At 66.4% G+C, this 15,101-nt stretch carries 16 protein-coding genes; 10 read left to right on the top strand and 6 right to left on the bottom strand.

Going from position 1 to position 15,101, the window contains the following annotated elements; translation table 11 throughout:
- Nucleotides 1-68 precede the first annotated feature (68 nt).
- From def to IE191_RS08905, 3 genes are all read left to right on the top strand, one after another.
- Nucleotides 69-635, top strand: coding sequence for a peptide deformylase (gene def, locus IE191_RS08915; protein ID WP_191324033.1), 567 nt, complete (start codon nucleotides 69-71; stop codon nucleotides 633-635).
- Nucleotides 636-730: 95 nt separating this feature from the next.
- Nucleotides 731-2,251 (top strand): DNA recombination protein RmuC, encoded by a 1,521-nt coding sequence (locus IE191_RS08910; RefSeq protein WP_191324032.1) that lies wholly within the window; start codon nucleotides 731-733, stop codon nucleotides 2,249-2,251.
- A gap of 56 nt (nucleotides 2,252-2,307) precedes the next feature.
- Nucleotides 2,308-3,102 (top strand): hypothetical protein, encoded by a 795-nt coding sequence (locus tag IE191_RS08905; protein ID WP_191324031.1) that lies wholly within the window; start codon nucleotides 2,308-2,310, stop codon nucleotides 3,100-3,102.
- A 68-nt stretch (nucleotides 3,103-3,170) separates the two neighbouring features.
- Here IE191_RS08905 and IE191_RS08900 read toward each other — a convergent pair whose 3' ends face one another.
- The 4 genes from IE191_RS08900 to IE191_RS08885 all read right to left on the bottom strand — a co-directional run bounded on the left by IE191_RS08900 (nucleotide 3,171) and on the right by IE191_RS08885 (nucleotide 6,302).
- Nucleotides 3,171-3,542 carry a hypothetical protein gene (locus IE191_RS08900; protein WP_191324030.1) on the bottom strand — a complete coding sequence of 124 codons (372 nt, stop codon included), beginning with the start codon at nucleotides 3,540-3,542 and terminating at the stop codon, nucleotides 3,171-3,173.
- A 308-nt stretch (nucleotides 3,543-3,850) separates the two neighbouring features.
- Nucleotides 3,851-4,183: a 2Fe-2S iron-sulfur cluster-binding protein gene (locus tag IE191_RS08895; protein WP_191324029.1), complete on the bottom strand. Its 333-nt coding sequence runs from the start codon at nucleotides 4,181-4,183 to the stop codon at nucleotides 3,851-3,853.
- A gap of 5 nt (nucleotides 4,184-4,188) precedes the next feature.
- Nucleotides 4,189-5,274, bottom strand: coding sequence for a cysteine desulfurase family protein (locus IE191_RS08890; RefSeq protein ID WP_191324028.1), 1,086 nt, complete (start codon nucleotides 5,272-5,274; stop codon nucleotides 4,189-4,191).
- Nucleotides 5,271-6,302, bottom strand: a complete 1,032-nt coding sequence (locus IE191_RS08885; protein WP_191324027.1) for a cysteine desulfurase family protein — start codon at nucleotides 6,300-6,302, stop codon at nucleotides 5,271-5,273. The genes IE191_RS08890 and IE191_RS08885 overlap by 4 nt, the downstream gene beginning before the upstream one ends.
- Nucleotides 6,303-6,447: 145 nt before the next feature.
- Here IE191_RS08885 and IE191_RS08880 point away from each other — a divergent pair, with 145 nt between their 5' ends.
- Complete coding sequence (locus IE191_RS08880; RefSeq protein WP_022677177.1) at nucleotides 6,448-7,104, top strand: alpha/beta hydrolase; 657 nt, start codon at nucleotides 6,448-6,450, stop codon at nucleotides 7,102-7,104.
- 92 nt (nucleotides 7,105-7,196) lie between these two features.
- Here the strand turns inward: IE191_RS08880 and IE191_RS08875 are convergent, their stop codons facing one another.
- Both IE191_RS08875 and IE191_RS08870 read right to left on the bottom strand, forming a co-directional pair.
- Nucleotides 7,197-8,033, bottom strand: a complete 837-nt coding sequence (locus IE191_RS08875) for a hypothetical protein (RefSeq protein ID WP_191324026.1) — start codon at nucleotides 8,031-8,033, stop codon at nucleotides 7,197-7,199.
- Nucleotides 8,034-8,226: 193 nt separating this feature from the next.
- Nucleotides 8,227-9,843, bottom strand: a complete 1,617-nt coding sequence (locus IE191_RS08870; protein ID WP_229815209.1) for a phosphoenolpyruvate carboxykinase — start codon at nucleotides 9,841-9,843, stop codon at nucleotides 8,227-8,229.
- Between the two features lie 353 nt (nucleotides 9,844-10,196).
- Here IE191_RS08870 and IE191_RS08865 point away from each other — a divergent pair, with 353 nt between their 5' ends.
- The 6 genes from IE191_RS08865 to IE191_RS08840 all read left to right on the top strand — a co-directional run bounded on the left by IE191_RS08865 (nucleotide 10,197) and on the right by IE191_RS08840 (nucleotide 15,021).
- A complete protein-coding gene (locus IE191_RS08865; protein ID WP_191324025.1) occupies nucleotides 10,197-10,979 on the top strand; it encodes a response regulator transcription factor in 783 nt (260 codons plus the stop codon).
- Complete coding sequence (locus tag IE191_RS08860; protein ID WP_191324216.1) at nucleotides 10,979-12,601, top strand: ATP-binding protein; 1,623 nt, start codon at nucleotides 10,979-10,981, stop codon at nucleotides 12,599-12,601. The genes IE191_RS08865 and IE191_RS08860 overlap by 1 nt, the downstream gene beginning before the upstream one ends.
- Nucleotides 12,598-13,059 carry an HPr kinase/phosphorylase gene (locus IE191_RS08855; protein ID WP_229815208.1) on the top strand — a complete coding sequence of 154 codons (462 nt, stop codon included), beginning with the start codon at nucleotides 12,598-12,600 and terminating at the stop codon, nucleotides 13,057-13,059. The genes IE191_RS08860 and IE191_RS08855 overlap by 4 nt, the downstream gene beginning before the upstream one ends.
- Nucleotides 13,060-13,116: 57 nt before the next feature.
- On the top strand, nucleotides 13,117-14,082 hold the full coding sequence (gene rapZ / locus IE191_RS08850) for an RNase adapter RapZ (RefSeq protein ID WP_191324024.1): 966 nt from the start codon (nucleotides 13,117-13,119) through the stop codon (nucleotides 14,080-14,082).
- 193 nt (nucleotides 14,083-14,275) lie between these two features.
- The gene (locus IE191_RS08845) at nucleotides 14,276-14,680 is read left to right on the top strand and encodes a PTS sugar transporter subunit IIA (protein ID WP_022677184.1); all 405 of its coding nucleotides are present in this window, start codon (nucleotides 14,276-14,278) and stop codon (nucleotides 14,678-14,680) included.
- Nucleotides 14,681-14,724: 44 nt separating this feature from the next.
- Entirely contained in the window at nucleotides 14,725-15,021 is a 297-nt protein-coding gene (locus tag IE191_RS08840) for an HPr family phosphocarrier protein (protein ID WP_191324023.1), read from the top strand.
- Nucleotides 15,022-15,101 lie beyond the last annotated feature (80 nt).

The raw sequence follows: 15,101 nt of genomic DNA, 5'->3' as shown, positions 1-15,101 counted from the left end.
CCGAAACCGATCACCCTGATCGAATCCCTCGCCTTGCGCCCCTGCGCCACACCGCCTATCTTGCGGACATGGCTATTCGCGAAATCCTTGAAGTTCCCGATCCGCGCCTCAAGCAGGTCTCGGCCCCGGTGGAAACGTTCGACGACGAACTCCGCACGCTCGTGTCCGACATGTTCGACACGATGTATGACGCCCCCGGCATCGGTCTTGCCGCGATCCAGGTGGGCGTGCCGCTGCGCGTGCTGGTGATCGACCTTCAGCCCGAAGATGAAGATGCCGAGCCGGAACAGTGCCACGATCATGGCTGCGGCCATGCTCACCTGCCGGTGCGCCGCGAACCGCGTGTGTTCATCAATCCCGAGATTCTCGATCCGTCCGAAGAGCATGCGCTCTATCGCGAAGGCTGCCTCTCGGTGCCGGAAATCTATGCCGAAGTGGAACGCCCCGCGCGCATCCGCGCCCGCTGGCAGGATCTCGACGGCACGGTGCACGAGGAAGAGATGGACGGCCTGATGGCCACTTGCCTCCAGCACGAGATGGACCACCTCGAAGGCGTGCTGTTCATCGATCACCTCTCGCGCCTCAAGCGCCAGATGGCGCTAAAGAAGCTGGACAAGCTGCGCAAGGTGGCGTGACCGCCCGCACAACTTGAGGATAAGACGGCCCGGCACATTGCGTTGTCGGGCCGCTTCGTTTACGTTCCCTCTCTGTTCTGGAATGGAGATGAAGCGTGGCCGTGGCTTTCGTGATCGTGGCGCTGGTGATCGGCCTTGCCCTGGGCTGGTTCTTCGGCTCGCGTCCCCTGGCCGAAGCGCAGGCGCGCGCTGCGGCCCGCGAAAGCGAAGCGCGCGACGCGCAAGGGCAGGTCAAGGCCATGGCCGTGGATCTGGCGACCATGGCCGAACGCGCCCGGCAGGTGGAACTGTTGGCCGGCGAACGCGATGGCTTGCGCGCCGAACGCGATGCCCTGGCTGCCAGTCTCGCTGCCGCCAGCGAACGCGCAGCCGAAGCCGATGCCTTGCGCGATGCCCTGCACGAAGCGCGGCAATCGCGTGAGGACTTGCGCGCGGACCTGGCCCGGATGAAGGCCGATGCGGCCAATTTCGCCGAACAGAAGCGCCTGCTGATCGAAGCGCAGGAAGCCCTGCGCCGGGAATTCGAGAACGCCGGCAACAAAGTGCTGGAGCGCGCGCAGGAAGCCTTCATGGCCCGCGCGCAGGAACGCTTTGCCCAGAGCGAGGAAAAGGCCGCGCAATCGCTGCGCGCCTTGCTCGCCCCGGTGGACCAGCGCCTGAAAAGCTATGAAGAGCAGGTCGGCAAGCTGGAGCGCGAGCGCGTCGATGCTTTCGGCAATCTCACCGGCCTGATCCAGGCCATGCGCGAAGGGCAGGAGCAGGTCCGCGCCGAAGCCGCGCGGCTGGGCAATTCGCTGCGCAACGCGCCCAAGGCGCGCGGTCGCTGGGGCGAGCAGCAATTGCGCAACGTGCTGGAACAGTGCGGCCTGTCCGAACATACCGATTTCGTGACCGAGCATTCGATCGAGACCGAGGAAGGCCGCCTGCGTCCCGATGCGATCGTGCGCATTCCCGGCAACAAGCTGCTGGTGATCGACGCCAAGGTCTCGCTCAACGCCTATCAGGATGCGTTCGAGGCTGCCGACGATACCGCGCGCGGCGTGGCGCTCGCCGCCCACGTCCAGTCCATGCGCAACCATATCCAGACGCTTGGCGCCAAATCCTATCAAAGCCAGTTCGAAGAAGCGCCCGACTATGTGCTGATGTTCGTGCCCGGCGAACACTTCATCGCCGCCGCGCTCGAACGCGATCCGCAACTGTGGGATTTTGCCTTCGATCGCCGCGTGCTGCTGGCCTCGCCCACCAACCTCGTCGCCATCTGCCGCACCGTGGCGCAAGTCTGGCGGCAGGATGGCTTGGCCCGCGAGGCGCGCGAGATCGGCCGCATGGGTGGCGAGCTTTACGATCGCCTGGCCGTGGCCGCCGACCACCTCAAGCGCGTCGGCTCCGGCCTGGAAAGCGCCGTCACCAACTACAACAAGTTCGTCGGCAGTTTCGAGCGTAACGTGCTGTCTGCCGGGCGCCGCCTGCGCGACAAGCATATCGAGATCGGCAAGCGCGAAGTGGAAGAAGTGGCCCTCGTCGAGACCGCGCCCCGCTATGGCACCGGCGATGTCGTCGCGGAACTGGCCGCGCCCGATGGCGTTGGCGTTGCAGGGGAAACGGCTGCGGGGTAAGCGTGGACAGGATGGTGGGATTGCCGAACAGCGGACGCAGCGCAGGCTGGCTGGCCTTGGCCCCGGCGCTTGCGCTGGCTCTCACCGCCTGCCAGCGCGAACCGGCCCCGCAGGGGAGCGACAGCCCGACTGCCAGCGCCGCGGCCACGCCCGAGCCAACGCCGGAGCCGAGCGCAGTGGAACCCAGCCCGACGCCGACGCTGGCGCTGCCGGTCAAGCCCACGCCCGAAGCACCGATGACGCCGGCCGACACCGCCGCTGCCCTGCCCGCTCTGGCCCTGCCCCCGCGTGACGATTGCGCCGCCCTGCCGGGGTGGAGCGCCTTTGCCGCCAAGCTGGCCACGGCCGTGAAAACGCGCGACGCGGCGGCGCTTGCCGCCTTGTCCTCGCCCGACGTGACGCTGGACTATGGCGGCGGCCACGGCCCGGCCGAACTGCAAAAGCGCCTGTCCGCCCCCGCTGGCGCGGCGGTCTGGGCTGACCTTGCCCGCATCCTGCCGCTCGGTTGCGCCGTGCAGGGCGATCTCGTGGTGCTGCCCTGGTTCTTCTGGAACGTGCCGGACGAAGTCGATCCCGGCATGACCATGCTGGTGACTGGCCAGGGCGTGCCCCTGCGCGCCAAGCCCAGCGACACCGCCCCGGAAGTGGACAGGCTGGACTGGGCGCTGGTCACCATCGCCACCGATCCCCCCTTCGATCCCGCCGCCCGCTATACCGCCGTGATCACCGGCAAACCGCAACGCAAGGGCTGGATCGAAACCGCCCGCCTGCGCAGCCTGCTCGCCCGCCGGGTAATCGCCGAACGCAAAGGTGAGGACTGGCGCATCAGCGCCCTGGTGGCGGGGGATTGAGCGGAGCGCGCGGGGGCTTCGACAAGCTCAGCCCGAACGGGGGGTGTCGTGTTTTGGGTGGGAAGCAGTCATCGAAGAGTGAGCCGACTAATTGCGATTCGCATATCATCAGTTGATGGGTGGTCGATGTCAGCCATCTCGATCAACCAAATTGCCTCGTTCACGACATCGTCTTCAAACTCGAAATCTCCAAAAATGATGCAGGTGGTGGTGTAGTTGGCGATTTCAAGACTTAGCCGTTGCTCAACAACAGCTTCTAACATTCGCCGGGCATGGTCGCGCGTGACAATGGTGTTTGGTCCGGAGGTTATAGAAACATGCCCCTCACCAGTCTGCTTACACGCTAAATTACATGCCCTGACTTCATCGGCGACTTCTTCCCCAAATTGTTCGGGTGCAAGCCTCCCTTCCAAAAAGGCTACAAGTGAAGCGTGTTCCATTTACCCTGAATAGCGCCTTCGCAAATGCCTGCAACCGGGCGATTGCGGAGATTCGGTACCGTTTCCGCAGTCTTGCGCAGCACAGCGTAGTCAAAATTTAAATCGCGCAGAGGCGCTGAGAAAAAACCGAATCTCCGCGCCTCTGCGCGAAATATCCGTATGGTCCCCCGACCGTCACCCTGAACTTGGTTCAGGGTCCAGGCTTCCCCCTTGCCCCATGCCTCAGAATCATGCGCAACAGGCGGGCTGGATGCCGAAACAGGTTCGGCATGACGAAGTGGGCAATATGTTTGCCCCGAAGCTGCCGTTCAGCGCGGCTGCATGTCTCGCGCTTCGGCGGGTACGCGCACTTCCAGGCCGTCGAGCGCGGGGTCGAGCACGATCTGGCAGGCGAGGCGGCTGGTGCGGGTGACGCCGGCGGCGAGGTCGAGCATGTCTTCCTCGTCCTCGCTGGCCTGGGTCAGGCGCTCGAACCAGTCGGGCGCGACGATCACGTGGCAGGTGGAGCAGGCCATCTGGCCTTCGCAGGTGCCTTCCAGCGGCATGCCCACGTTCTGGCCCAGTTCCAGCAGGCGTTGCCCTGCCTCGCCCTGGGCCACGACGCGCTGGCCATCGGTGGTGAGGAAGGTGACGCTGACCATGGGCACTAGACTCCTTGCGCTTGTGCCGCCGCGTTGAGCGCGGCAGCAGCCTCCTCCAGTTCCTCTGCCCTTGTATAACGTCCGAAACCGATGCGGATCGCGGTTTTCACTTCCCTGTCCGAAAGTCCCAGGGCGCGCAAGACATGGCTGAGCCTTCCCGAGCCGCTGGCGCAGGCCGAACCAGCAGAAAACGCGACACTGCGGCATTCCGACAACAGGCGGCCCACGTCGAGGCCCGGCTTGCGCAGATTGAGATTGCCACGCCAGCGCTGCGTGGCGCTGCCGTTGAGCGTCCAGCCGGGGAACAGCGCGAGCGCCTGTTGCCACAGCGCCTCCACATGCTCTCCATCGCTTTTCCACAGCCTTGCACACAGGGCCGCCGCCGCGCCGAAACCGGCACAGAGCGCGGGGCTGAGCGTGCCCGAGCGCAAGCCGCCCTCCTGTCCGCCGCCATGGACCAACGGGGCCAGGTCCACCCCATCGCGCACCCACAGCGCGCCGATGCCCTTGGGCCCATGCAGCTTGTGGGCGGAAATCGCCACCAGATCGGCGCCTTCGGGCGCGGCCAGCTTGCCCGCCCCCTGCACGGCATCGCACAGGAACAAGGCGCCCATGGCGTGGGCGCGCGCGGCCAGTTCCGCCACCGGCTGCACCGTGCCGATCTCGTTGTTGACCTGCATCACCGCGACCAGGCTAGTGCCCTCGGGGATCGGCACCGCCGGATCGACCAGCCCTGCACCGTCCACCGGAAGTACGGTGAGCGCGGGATCATGGAACCGCGCGGTGTCGAGCACGGCGGCGTGTTCGATGGCGGAAACCGCCAGGCGCCGCCGCCCCGATCCGGCGATCGCCAGGTTGAGCGCCTCGGTGGCGCCCGAGGTGAAGATCACGCGCCCGCCCGGCGGAAGCAGCGCGGCCACTTGCGCCCGCGCCGCTTCCACCGCCGCCGCTGCGGCGCGGCCGGGGCGGTGCGGGCTGTGCGGGTTGGCATAGCCGCCGCGCAGGTCTTCCGGGCCGGCCAGCCAGGGCAGCATCGCGGCGCGCGCTTCGGGCGCGAGCGGCGTGGTCGCCTGATAATCGAGGTAGATCACGCCACGCCCGCAATGCTGCGCCAGGCGCCGACCAGCGCATCCACCGCCTCAACCTTGGTTTCCCGTCCCAGCGAGATGCGAATCACCTCGGCCGGCCCCTCCACTGCCATAGCCTCCAGCACATGGCTGGTGCGCAGCGAGCCGGACGAGCAGGCACTGCCCGCCGAAACCGCCATGCCCATCCCGTCAAAGCGGATCAGTTGCGCCGTCGCCGATTTGCCCGGCATGCGATAGGCGCCGATCGCGGGCAGGCGCGGCGCATCGGCAGCGATGATGGTCGCCCCGCTGGCCACCAGCGCCGATTCCAGGCGATCGCGCAGGGCTTGCACGGTGCCCAGCCAGGCGGCCCCGGCTTCCAGCGCGGCGGCCATGGCCAGCGCGCCGGGCAGGTTTTCCGTGCCGGGGCGATAGCCGCGTTCCTGCCCGCCAGTGGGATGCAGCAAGGCCCAGTCGCGCACCAGCAGCGCCCCCACCCCGATCGGGCCGCCAAACTTGTGCGCCGAAATCGCGATCAGATCGGCATCGGGCAAGGCCAGCTTGCCCGCGCCCTGCGCTGCATCGGCGAGCAGGATCCCGCCCGCGCCGCGCACCGCGCCAGCCACCTCGGCCAGCGGCTGGATCACCCCGGTCTCGTTGTTGACCTGCTGCACCGCCACCAGGCCAGCAAGCGCGCAGGTCGCCGGATCGACCAGCCCGCGCGCATCGACAGGCAGCCGCGCGGCTTGGCCCGCCAGGCGCAGCACGGCCTCGTGCTCCACCGCCGAAACCGCCACCAGCGGCGCCTTGGACCGGCCGATGGCCAGGGCCAGCGCCTCGCTCGCGCCGCTGGTCAGCACCACCTCGCCCGCCCAACCGAGCGCAGCCTTGATCCGCCCCCGCGCGTCTTCCAGCGCCGCGCGGGCAGCGCGCCCTTCGCGGTGCGGGCTGGAGGGATTGGCCCAACGCGCCAGGCCATCCAGCAAGGCATCGCGCGCTTGTGGCAGCAGCGGCGTGGTGGCCGCATGATCGAAATAAAGCGAGACCGACAACGAGAAATCCCGGAAAAGTTGCGTTTGCAGGGTTCGTTTCTATATAGCGAGCAGTTCCATGCCCAGCCCCGACCGCGCATTGCCCCGAAACAGGGCATTGCACAGCCGGTCTTCGGGGCCAGCCAACAGGTTCATCAGGTCAACGATGCCCGCAGTCATCTTCCCCGGTCCCGAAGGCCGCCTCGAAGGCCGCTTCCAACCCGCCACGCGCAGCCGCGCCCCCGTTGCCATGATCCTGCACCCGCACCCGCAGGCCGGTGGCACGATGAACGACCGCGTCACCCAGGCGCTGTACAAGACGTTCGTGGCGCGCGGCTTTGCCACCCTGCGCTTCAACTTCCGCGGCGTGGGGCGCAGCCAGGGCAGCTTCGACAACGGCGTGGGCGAACTGTCCGACGCGGCGGCGGCGCTCGACTGGGTGCAGTCCATCCATCCCGAAGCTTCGGCCACCTGGATCGCCGGCTATTCGTTCGGCGCGCTGATCGGCATGCAGTTGCTGATGCGGCGCCCGGAAATCCGCGGCTTCATCTCGGTCTCCCCGCCGGCCAACATGTATGATTTCAGCTTCCTGGCGCCCTGCCCGGCTTCGGGCATAATCGTCCAGGGCTCGGCCGACACGGTGGTGACGCCCAACGCGGTGCAGAAGCTGGTCGATAAGCTGCGCACGCAAAAGCACATCACCATCCATCACGACGAAATCCCGCGCGCCAACCACTTCTATGAAAACGAGTTGGACGAGATGATGAAGTCGGTCGACAACTACCTGGATTTCCGGCTTTCGCCCGATTGCCCGATCCGCTGATCGCGCAGCGTCGCCTTTGCCACGCCGATCCATCGAAAAGCCCCGCCAGCGCAAGCTGCCGGGGCTTTTTCATGGGCAAGACGGCACCCCTGTCAGGGCGTTGCAGCATCAGCGGTTGCCACCGCCTCTTCGCTGGCAGAATTGTATTTGGCGTTGGCCTGTTCCGCCAAGGGCTTCATCCATTCCTGCGCCGATGCGATGATCTCCGGGCGGCGGCCATAGGCTTCGGCACAGGCATTCATCTGCTGGCTGACGGTAGACTGGATGCGAATGAAACGCTGCCATGATGGCGTCATCACCTGACGGGCCAGAGCGATCCGCTGCGGTGGCGAAAGACTGCGAAAATACGACTCTCCCGCCGTCGCGCGCGCCTTGGCCAGATTGCGCTCAAGGATAACTTCCAGTTTTTCGTCACTGGCGGTCGATGCGCTGCTGGCATTGAAGCGCCCCATCACCGCAGAACGTACGCCGGCCCATAACGGCGTACGCATGAACGCCTCTACCGTTACCGCATCCGCCGGGGAAAGGCTACGCGCCAGCAATGCGCTGATCTGCGGTTCGCACTGGTTTTGCGAATGTTCGTAAACCGATCGGAAATGCGGCAGGGCCTTTGCCATGAAGGCGGCATGGAATGCGGGATCCTGCCGGATGAACGTAAAGACCATCTGCTGGCCGGCCAGATATTCCAGCACCTTCTCGCTTGTCTGCTGCATCGTTGCAGTCAATTCCGCTGGTGGCAGATAGGACAGCCGGCGAAACAGGGCCGCATAGGCAGGATTGGACGGATCGCCCGATTGCGCCGCAACCGGGGGCGGCACCATCGGCATCGGCACCGGCGGCGGCTTGAGCGGAGCGGCGTGACCGGGCACGGAAAACGCCAACACCGACACCAGCCCCCCGGCAACCAGAACAACGATTTGGCGCAACATCGGCAAAGCCCCCTGCCATGAACAACGCCATGGACAGTAACGGTTTATTGCGGAAGCCACCAAGCAAATTCGCTGCCGATACGGTGCCTGTTCCGGCCTTTCGCCGCCCGCCCTTTCACCATGCAAAACCCCCGGCATGCCAGGGCAAGCCGGGGGCCAGGCAACCGCTGCGTGGGCAGCGGATCGAACGGGATCAAGCCGAAACGGGCGCCGCCTTGCGCACGCTTTCATCCACGTGCTCAACGAACTGCTCGAAGTTGTCGATGAACTTCTTGACCAGCTCCTGCGCCGTCTTGTCATACTCGCCGGCATCGGCCCAGGCACCGCGCGGATCGAGCAGGCGGGTATCCACGCCCGGCACTTCCACCGGCACTTCAAAGCCGAAGTTGGGATCCTCGCGGAATTCCGCGTTGTTGAGGCTGCCATCGAGCGCGGCGTTGAGCAGGGCACGGGTGGCCTTGATCGGCATGCGCTTGATGCCTTCCTGGGTGGCCTTGCCGCCCGACCAGCCGGTGTTGACCAGCCAGCACTTCACCCCGCCCTTGGCAATGCGTTCCTTGAGCAGGTTGCCATAGACCGAGGGGTGGCGCGGCATGAACGGCGCGCCAAAGCAGGTGGAGAACGTCGCTTCCGGTTCGGTCACGCCGATTTCGGTGCCGGCCACGCGGGCGGTATAGCCCGACAGGAAGTGGTACATCGCCTGATCGGGCGTGAGGCGCGCGATCGGCGGGAGCACGCCATAGGCGTCGGCGGTGAGGAAGATCAGGTTCTGCGGCACCGGCCCCAGATTCTTGTCCGAAGCATTGGGGATGAAGTCGATCGGATAGGAACCACGGCTGTTTTCCGCCAGGCTGGCATCGTCCAGGTCGATCTCGCGCGTGACCGGATCGATCACCACGTTTTCCAGCACCGTGCCGAAACGCTTGGTGGTGGCGAAGATTTCCGGCTCGGCCTCGGCCGAAAGGCGGATCATCTTGGCATAGCAGCCGCCCTCGAAGTTGAACACGGCGGTGTCGGACCAGCCATGCTCATCGTCGCCGATCAGGGTGCGGCTGGCATCGGCCGAAAGCGTGGTCTTGCCGGTGCCGGAAAGGCCGAAGAACACGGCGGTATCACCGTTGGGGCCGATATTGGCCGAGCAGTGCATCGGCATCACGCCCTTGACCGGCAGCAGGTAGTTGAGAATGCCGAAGACCGACTTCTTCATTTCCCCGGCATAGGCCGTGCCGCCGATCAGGATCAGCTTCTCGGTGAAGTTGACCGCGATCACCGTCTCGGTGCGGCAGCCGTGGCGAGCCGGATCGGCGCGGAAGCTGGGCAGGTCGATGATCGTGTATTCGGGCACGAAGCCGGCCAGTTCATCGCTGGTGGGGCGCACCAGCAGGGTGCGGATGAACAGGTTGTGCCAGGCAAACTCGTTGATCACGCGCACGTTGACGCGGTGCTCGGGCTGCGAGCCGCCGAACAGGTCCGCCACATAGAGCTTGTCCTTGGTGGCGAGCGCGGCGAGGAAATCTTCCTTGAGCGCGGCGAAGTGCGCCGGCGTCATGCCGACGTTGGTCTTGCCCCACCACACGGTGTTTTCGGTCTCGTCATCGCGCACGATGAACTTGTCCTTGGCCGAGCGGCCGGTGTGCTTGCCGGTGGCGACCACGAACGGGCCGTCCTTGGCCAGGACACCTTCGCCGTTCTTCACCGCATGCTCCACCAGGGGGGCAGTGCCGAGATTGGCGAACAGCGCGGCCGGTTCCGGAAAACCCTGCGCGGACAGCGGAACGTTCAGGGAAATGTTCAGGCTCTCGGCGGACATCACTAGCCTCCCGTTGGTGGCCATGCTGCGCCCCGGATCGCTGCGAACCACGGGCAAGACGGCAGGCCATTGATTGCAAAAACACGGTACTGGGCGTCGCTTCACACCCGCCACTTCGGCCCTGCATACGAATGCCGAATACGAATGCGCGACTCCATGTTCGGATAGTTGAGCACCCGGCCTGCGTCAAACCGGAAGCGCCCAAGATTTTTGCGCAGCAAGTTGCACAATTTTCAACTGCACCGTTCTAGCTGGAGACTCGCCGCGCGGATTCTTGCCAGCGGGGCGCGCCAAGCCTAGTCTGGCCGCCCGAGTAGCCAGGTTCCACCGCCCAGCAGGACGCCACCACGCCGATGCAACACGCTTCTGCCCCTTCGCCCGAAGGCCCCGGCGCGGCCCCGGCCGGGCAGGACCAGCCGCGGCGCACGATCGCGCTGGTGGACGATGATCGCAACATCCTGACCACCGTGTCGATTGCCTTGCAGACCGAAGGCTTTGCCACCCGGCTCTACAACGATGGCGATACCGCGCTCAAAGCCCTGCTCGACAATCCGCCGGACCTGGCGGTGTGCGACATCAAGATGCCGCGCATGGACGGGCTGGAATTGCTGCGCCGCCTGCGCGAGCAGAGCGACCTGCCGGTGATCTTCCTCACCAGCAAGGACGACGAGGCGGACGAAGCGCTGGGCCTGGCCATGGGCGCGGACGACTACATCGCCAAGCCGTTCAGCCAGCGCCTTTTGCTCGCGCGCATCCGCGCCATTTTGCGGCGCAGCGAAATCGTCCGCCGCGACAGCGTGCCGGCCGATGCGGAGCCGCCGGAAAGCCTGCCCGAGCCGATCCGGCGCGGCCGCCTGGCGATGGACCCGGCCCGCCACCTGGTCACCTGGGCGGACAAGCTGGTCTCGCTCACCGTCACCGAATTCCTCATCCTGGAAGCACTGGCCGTGCGCCCCGGCGTGGTGCGCACGCGCGACCAGTTGATGAACGCGGCCTATCACGACGACGTGTTTGTCGACGATCGCACGATCGACAGCCACATCAAGCGCCTGCGCCGCAAGTTTCGCGCCGTCGATCCGCAGTTTTCCGCGATCGAGACGCTTTACGGCGCAGGCTACAGCTACAGCGACGAATGATGCCAACGCCCGCCCGGCCGGAGCGCGTGCCGCGCCTGCTCGTGCCCCGCGCGCTGCGGCCGCGCGGGCTGTCGCTCACCGCGCGCATTCTGGCGGTCAATGTCATTGCCCTGGCGCTGCTGGCGGGCAGCTTCTTCTATCTCGACAGCTATCGCACCCAGTTGCTGGGCGAACGCTTCAAGCTGGCGCGGGCCGAAGCGGAAATCGCCGCCGACGCGCTCGATGGCGCCAGCCTGGCGCAGCAGAAAGCGCTGATCGTGCGGATCGGGCAGGAACAGCACCTGCGCCTGCGCCTGTTCGATGGCCAGGGCCGCCTGCTGGCCGACAGTTTCGCGCTTGCCCCGCCCAGCTTTGCCCTGGTCGATCCCGCCGGAGAGGCCTGGTACCAGCACGCGGCGCGGCTGCTCGATCGCGGGGTGGATTTCATCGTCGGCGCGCCGCCGGTGGATCGCTATGCCGAGCCGGCCGATCCCTCGGCGGCCAACTGGCCCGAAGTGGTGCGCGCCCGCGCCGCCGGGTCCACCCAGGTCTATCTGCGCTATGCCCCCGATCGCACCCCGGTGCTGACCGCCGCCACGCCGGTGGGGCAAGACGACGGGCAGCCAGGCGAGATGCTGCTGGCGCTGCGCAATGCGGTGGATATCACCCAGGCGGTGCGCGATGCGCGCCAGACGCTGGTGATCATCATCGGGCTGGCGCTGATGCTCTCGGTGCAACTCTCGCTGTTCCTCGCGCGCACCATCGTCCAGCCGCTGCGCGCGCTGGTGCGGGCGGCAGTGCGGGTGCGGCTGGGGAGAGATCGCGAAGTGGTGGTGCCGCGCCTGCCCGATCGCGGGGACGAGATCGGCCTGCTCGCCCGCGCTTTTTCTGACATGACGATGGCCCTGCGCCACCGCATCGATGCCGTGGAAAGCTTTGCCGCCGACGTGGCGCACGAATTGAAGAACCCGCTCGCCAGCCTGGCCAGCGCAATCGAGTCGCTCGATCGGGTGGAAGACCCGACGCTGCGCCGCCAGCTGACCGCGATTGCCACGCACGACGTGCAGCGCATCGACCGGCTGATTACCGAAATCGCCGATGCCAGCCGCATCGACGCGGAACTGAGCCGCGCCACGTTCGTGCGGCTGGACCTCGGCCAGCTTGCTGCCCAGGTGGTGGGCGCGCGGGGTGCGCGCGATACGCGCGGCGGCGCGGTGATCCGCCTGGACCAGCCGCTCGATTCGCCGCTGGCGCCGATGGTGCTGGGCGATGCCATGCGGCTGGAGCGCGTGCTCGAAAACCTGCTGGACAATGCCGTATCGTTTTCCCCGCCCGGCGGCGCGGTGGACGTGATGGTGTGGACCGAATGGGGCAATGAAGGCGAGGATCCGCGCGTACTGCTCAGCGTGGCGGACGAAGGCCCGGGCATTCCGGCGGCCGAGCGCGACAAGGTGTTCGAGCGGTTCCATTCGGTGCGCCCCGCCGAAGAGGCCTTTGGCGCGCACAGCGGGCTGGGCCTGGCCATTGCCCGGACCATTGCCGAGGCGCACGACGGGCGCTTGACGATCATGGACCGCGCCGACGGCGGCAGCGGTGCCTGCCTGGTGCTGGCCCTGCCTCACGCCGGGGAAGGTCAGACATGAGCGGTGCGCCCGGCCCGGCCATGCCACAGGTGCATCAGGCCACCGCCGTGGCCATTGGCGAACGCGCGCTCTTGATCGAGGGGCCGCCCGGCAGCGGCAAGTCCAGCCTGGCGCTCGCCCTGATCGACCGGGGCGCTACGCTGGTGGGTGATGACGGACTGCTGCTGGAGGTGCAGGCCGGCCGCCTGCTGGCGCGGCCGCATCCGCGCATTGCCGGCCTGCTCGAAGTGCGCAACCTTGGCTTACTGCCCTTCCCCCACCGCGCCCAGGCTGTGGTGGCGCTGATTGTATGCCTCGATCCCGCCGCGCCGCGCTATATCGAGGCGGCAGAGCGCGTGGAGCGCGCCGGGGTGTCCCTTCCCCTCGTGCGGCTGTGGCCCGATACGCCGATGCTGGCCCTGCGCGCCACATTGGCGCTCGAACGCTACGGGGCGCAGGACAGCTACGGCCTGGCCTGACCTCGATCCGCCCCAGACCACTTTTCTTTCGCCGCCGTTGCGCGCAAAAGGGGCGCCATGGTCGCAATCGATAACACGCCCGGAGCACCGGCGGAGTCGCCGCAACGCATCCTGCTGGTCACCGGGCTGCTCGGCGCGGGCAAGACGACCGCCTTGCGCACGCTGGAAGACCTGGGCTGGGAAGCGATCGACAATTTCCCGATCCGCCTGCTCGATCGCCTGCTGGAAACCGAGCCGGGCCAGGCCCGCGCCGATGGCGGCAGCGCAGAGGCCAACACCCCGCTGGCGATCGGCTTCGACACGCGCACCCGCGGGTTCGATCCGCAGGGCATCATCGAGCGGGTCAAGTCGCTGAGCGCGCAGCCCAACCTCTCGGTCACCACGCTGTTCCTGGATTGCAGCGGGGCCGAACTGGAGCGGCGCTACAACGAAACCCGCCGCCGCCACCCGATGAGCGAGGACAAGCCGGCGGCGAGCGGCATTGCCGCCGAACGCGACCTGCTGGCCCCGCTGCGCCGCTGGGCCGACGTGGTGATCTCCACCAGCGATTTCACCACCAACGACCTGCAACAGGCGATCCGCCAGCAGTTCGGTGCGATCTCACCGAGTCGCACCACGCTGACGATCAGCAGCTTCGGCTTTTCCAAGGGCACGCCACCGCTGGCCGACCTGGTTTTCGACATGCGTTTTCTCAACAATCCCCACTGGGACGAAACCTTGCGGCCGATGACTGGCAAGGACCAACCCGTGGGTGATTACATCCGCAACGACCCCGCCTTTGACGAGGCTTTCGAGCGGATTCTCGGGCTTTTGCAGCTTCTGCTGCCGCGCTTTGCCGCCCAGGGCAAAGCCTATGTCCACATTGCATTCGGCTGCACCGGGGGGCGCCACCGCTCGGTGTTCATGGCCGAACAGATCGCTCGCCACTTGCGCGATGCCGGTTTTTCACCCACATTGTTGCACCGCAACCTTGCCGCCCGTGGCGCCAACCTGCTGGAAGGAGCCCAGGCGGTACAGGTATGACGACGATGCCAGTGAAAACAACGCCAATGATAATGGGGTGGGCGGAAAACACCCCGCGCATGAGGGATGGGACGGTTCTGAAAGTCATGCCTTGTGATTGCCAGCATTCTGGCAGCCCGCAGGTCGTCGCCAAGGCTCTGTTAAGCCTGGCCGTGGCATTCTGCGAGGCTGCATTTCGGAGCCCGTTCCCTTCATGATCGGTCTGATTCTCGTCACCCACGGTGCCCTTGCCGACGAATTCATCCACGCGATGGAGCATGTCGTGGGCCGACAGCAGGACGTCATCGGCGTCTGCATCGGCCCCAACGACGACATGGAACGTCGCCGCAAGGAGATCGCCGATGCCATCCGCCGCGTCGATAGCGGCGAAGGCGTCATCATCCTGACCGACCTGTTCGGGGGCACGCCCTCGAACCTGGCCATCTCGCTGATGCAGGCGGGCCGGGTGGAAGTGATCGCCGGGATCAACCTGCCCATGCTGATCCGCCTTGCCAAGGCGCGCGGATGCATGAATGTTCGCGATGCCACCGCCGCCGCGCGCGACGCCGGCCGCAACTACATCACGATCGCGTCGGAGTTCCTGGGCCAGGACGCCTGAGTTTTCCAGACGCGGCAGCGACGGGCAAGGGAAGAGGAACGCCGATGTCGAGCCAGAGCTACGTTGCCCGAGAGACGATCACCATCGTCAACCAGCGCGGCCTTCATGCCCGTGCCAGTGCCAAGTTCGTCAATGCCGTGGCCAAATTGCCCTCGGGCGTGGACGTGAAAGTGTTCAAGGATGGCACCGAAGCGGCCGGCGGGTCGATCCTGGGCCTGATGATGCTCGGCGCCGCCAAGGGCGACAGCATCGACGTGGTCGTCTCCGGTCCCGAAGGCGAGGCGGATTCGGTCCTGCTCAAGCTGGCAGGACTGGTGAAGGACGGCTTCGGCGAAGACTGAAAATCCGTTTGCAGAATGCGCTGCGGCGCATTCTAAAGCGGCACCGGCCCGCTCCCCCACCCGACCTCCCAACGATAGTA

The organism is Novosphingobium pokkalii, assembly GCF_014652855.1.
Taxonomy (GTDB): domain Bacteria; phylum Pseudomonadota; class Alphaproteobacteria; order Sphingomonadales; family Sphingomonadaceae; genus Novosphingobium; species Novosphingobium pokkalii.
This window is presented reverse-complemented; position numbering and strand designations above follow the sequence as displayed.

Excerpts from the sequence above, each read along its gene's own strand:
- def (WP_191324033.1), top strand. The coding sequence starts at position 69 with ATGGCTATTCGCGAAATCCTTGAAGTTCCCGATCCGCGCCTCAAGCAG.
- IE191_RS08900 (WP_191324030.1), bottom strand. The coding sequence starts at position 3,542 with ATGGAACACGCTTCACTTGTAGCCTTTTTGGAAGGGAGGCTTGCACCC.
- IE191_RS08895 (WP_191324029.1), bottom strand. The coding sequence starts at position 4,183 with ATGGTCAGCGTCACCTTCCTCACCACCGATGGCCAGCGCGTCGTGGCC.
- IE191_RS08880 (WP_022677177.1), top strand. The coding sequence starts at position 6,448 with ATGCCCGCAGTCATCTTCCCCGGTCCCGAAGGCCGCCTCGAAGGCCGC.
- IE191_RS08875 (WP_191324026.1), bottom strand. The coding sequence starts at position 8,033 with ATGTTGCGCCAAATCGTTGTTCTGGTTGCCGGGGGGCTGGTGTCGGTG.
- IE191_RS08870 (WP_229815209.1), bottom strand. The coding sequence starts at position 9,843 with ATGTCCGCCGAGAGCCTGAACATTTCCCTGAACGTTCCGCTGTCCGCG.
- IE191_RS08865 (WP_191324025.1), top strand. The coding sequence starts at position 10,197 with ATGCAACACGCTTCTGCCCCTTCGCCCGAAGGCCCCGGCGCGGCCCCG.
- IE191_RS08860 (WP_191324216.1), top strand. The coding sequence starts at position 10,979 with ATGCCAACGCCCGCCCGGCCGGAGCGCGTGCCGCGCCTGCTCGTGCCC.
- IE191_RS08855 (WP_229815208.1), top strand. The coding sequence starts at position 12,598 with ATGAGCGGTGCGCCCGGCCCGGCCATGCCACAGGTGCATCAGGCCACC.
- rapZ (WP_191324024.1), top strand. The coding sequence starts at position 13,117 with ATGGTCGCAATCGATAACACGCCCGGAGCACCGGCGGAGTCGCCGCAA.
- IE191_RS08845 (WP_022677184.1), top strand. The coding sequence starts at position 14,276 with ATGATCGGTCTGATTCTCGTCACCCACGGTGCCCTTGCCGACGAATTC.
- IE191_RS08840 (WP_191324023.1), top strand. The coding sequence starts at position 14,725 with ATGTCGAGCCAGAGCTACGTTGCCCGAGAGACGATCACCATCGTCAAC.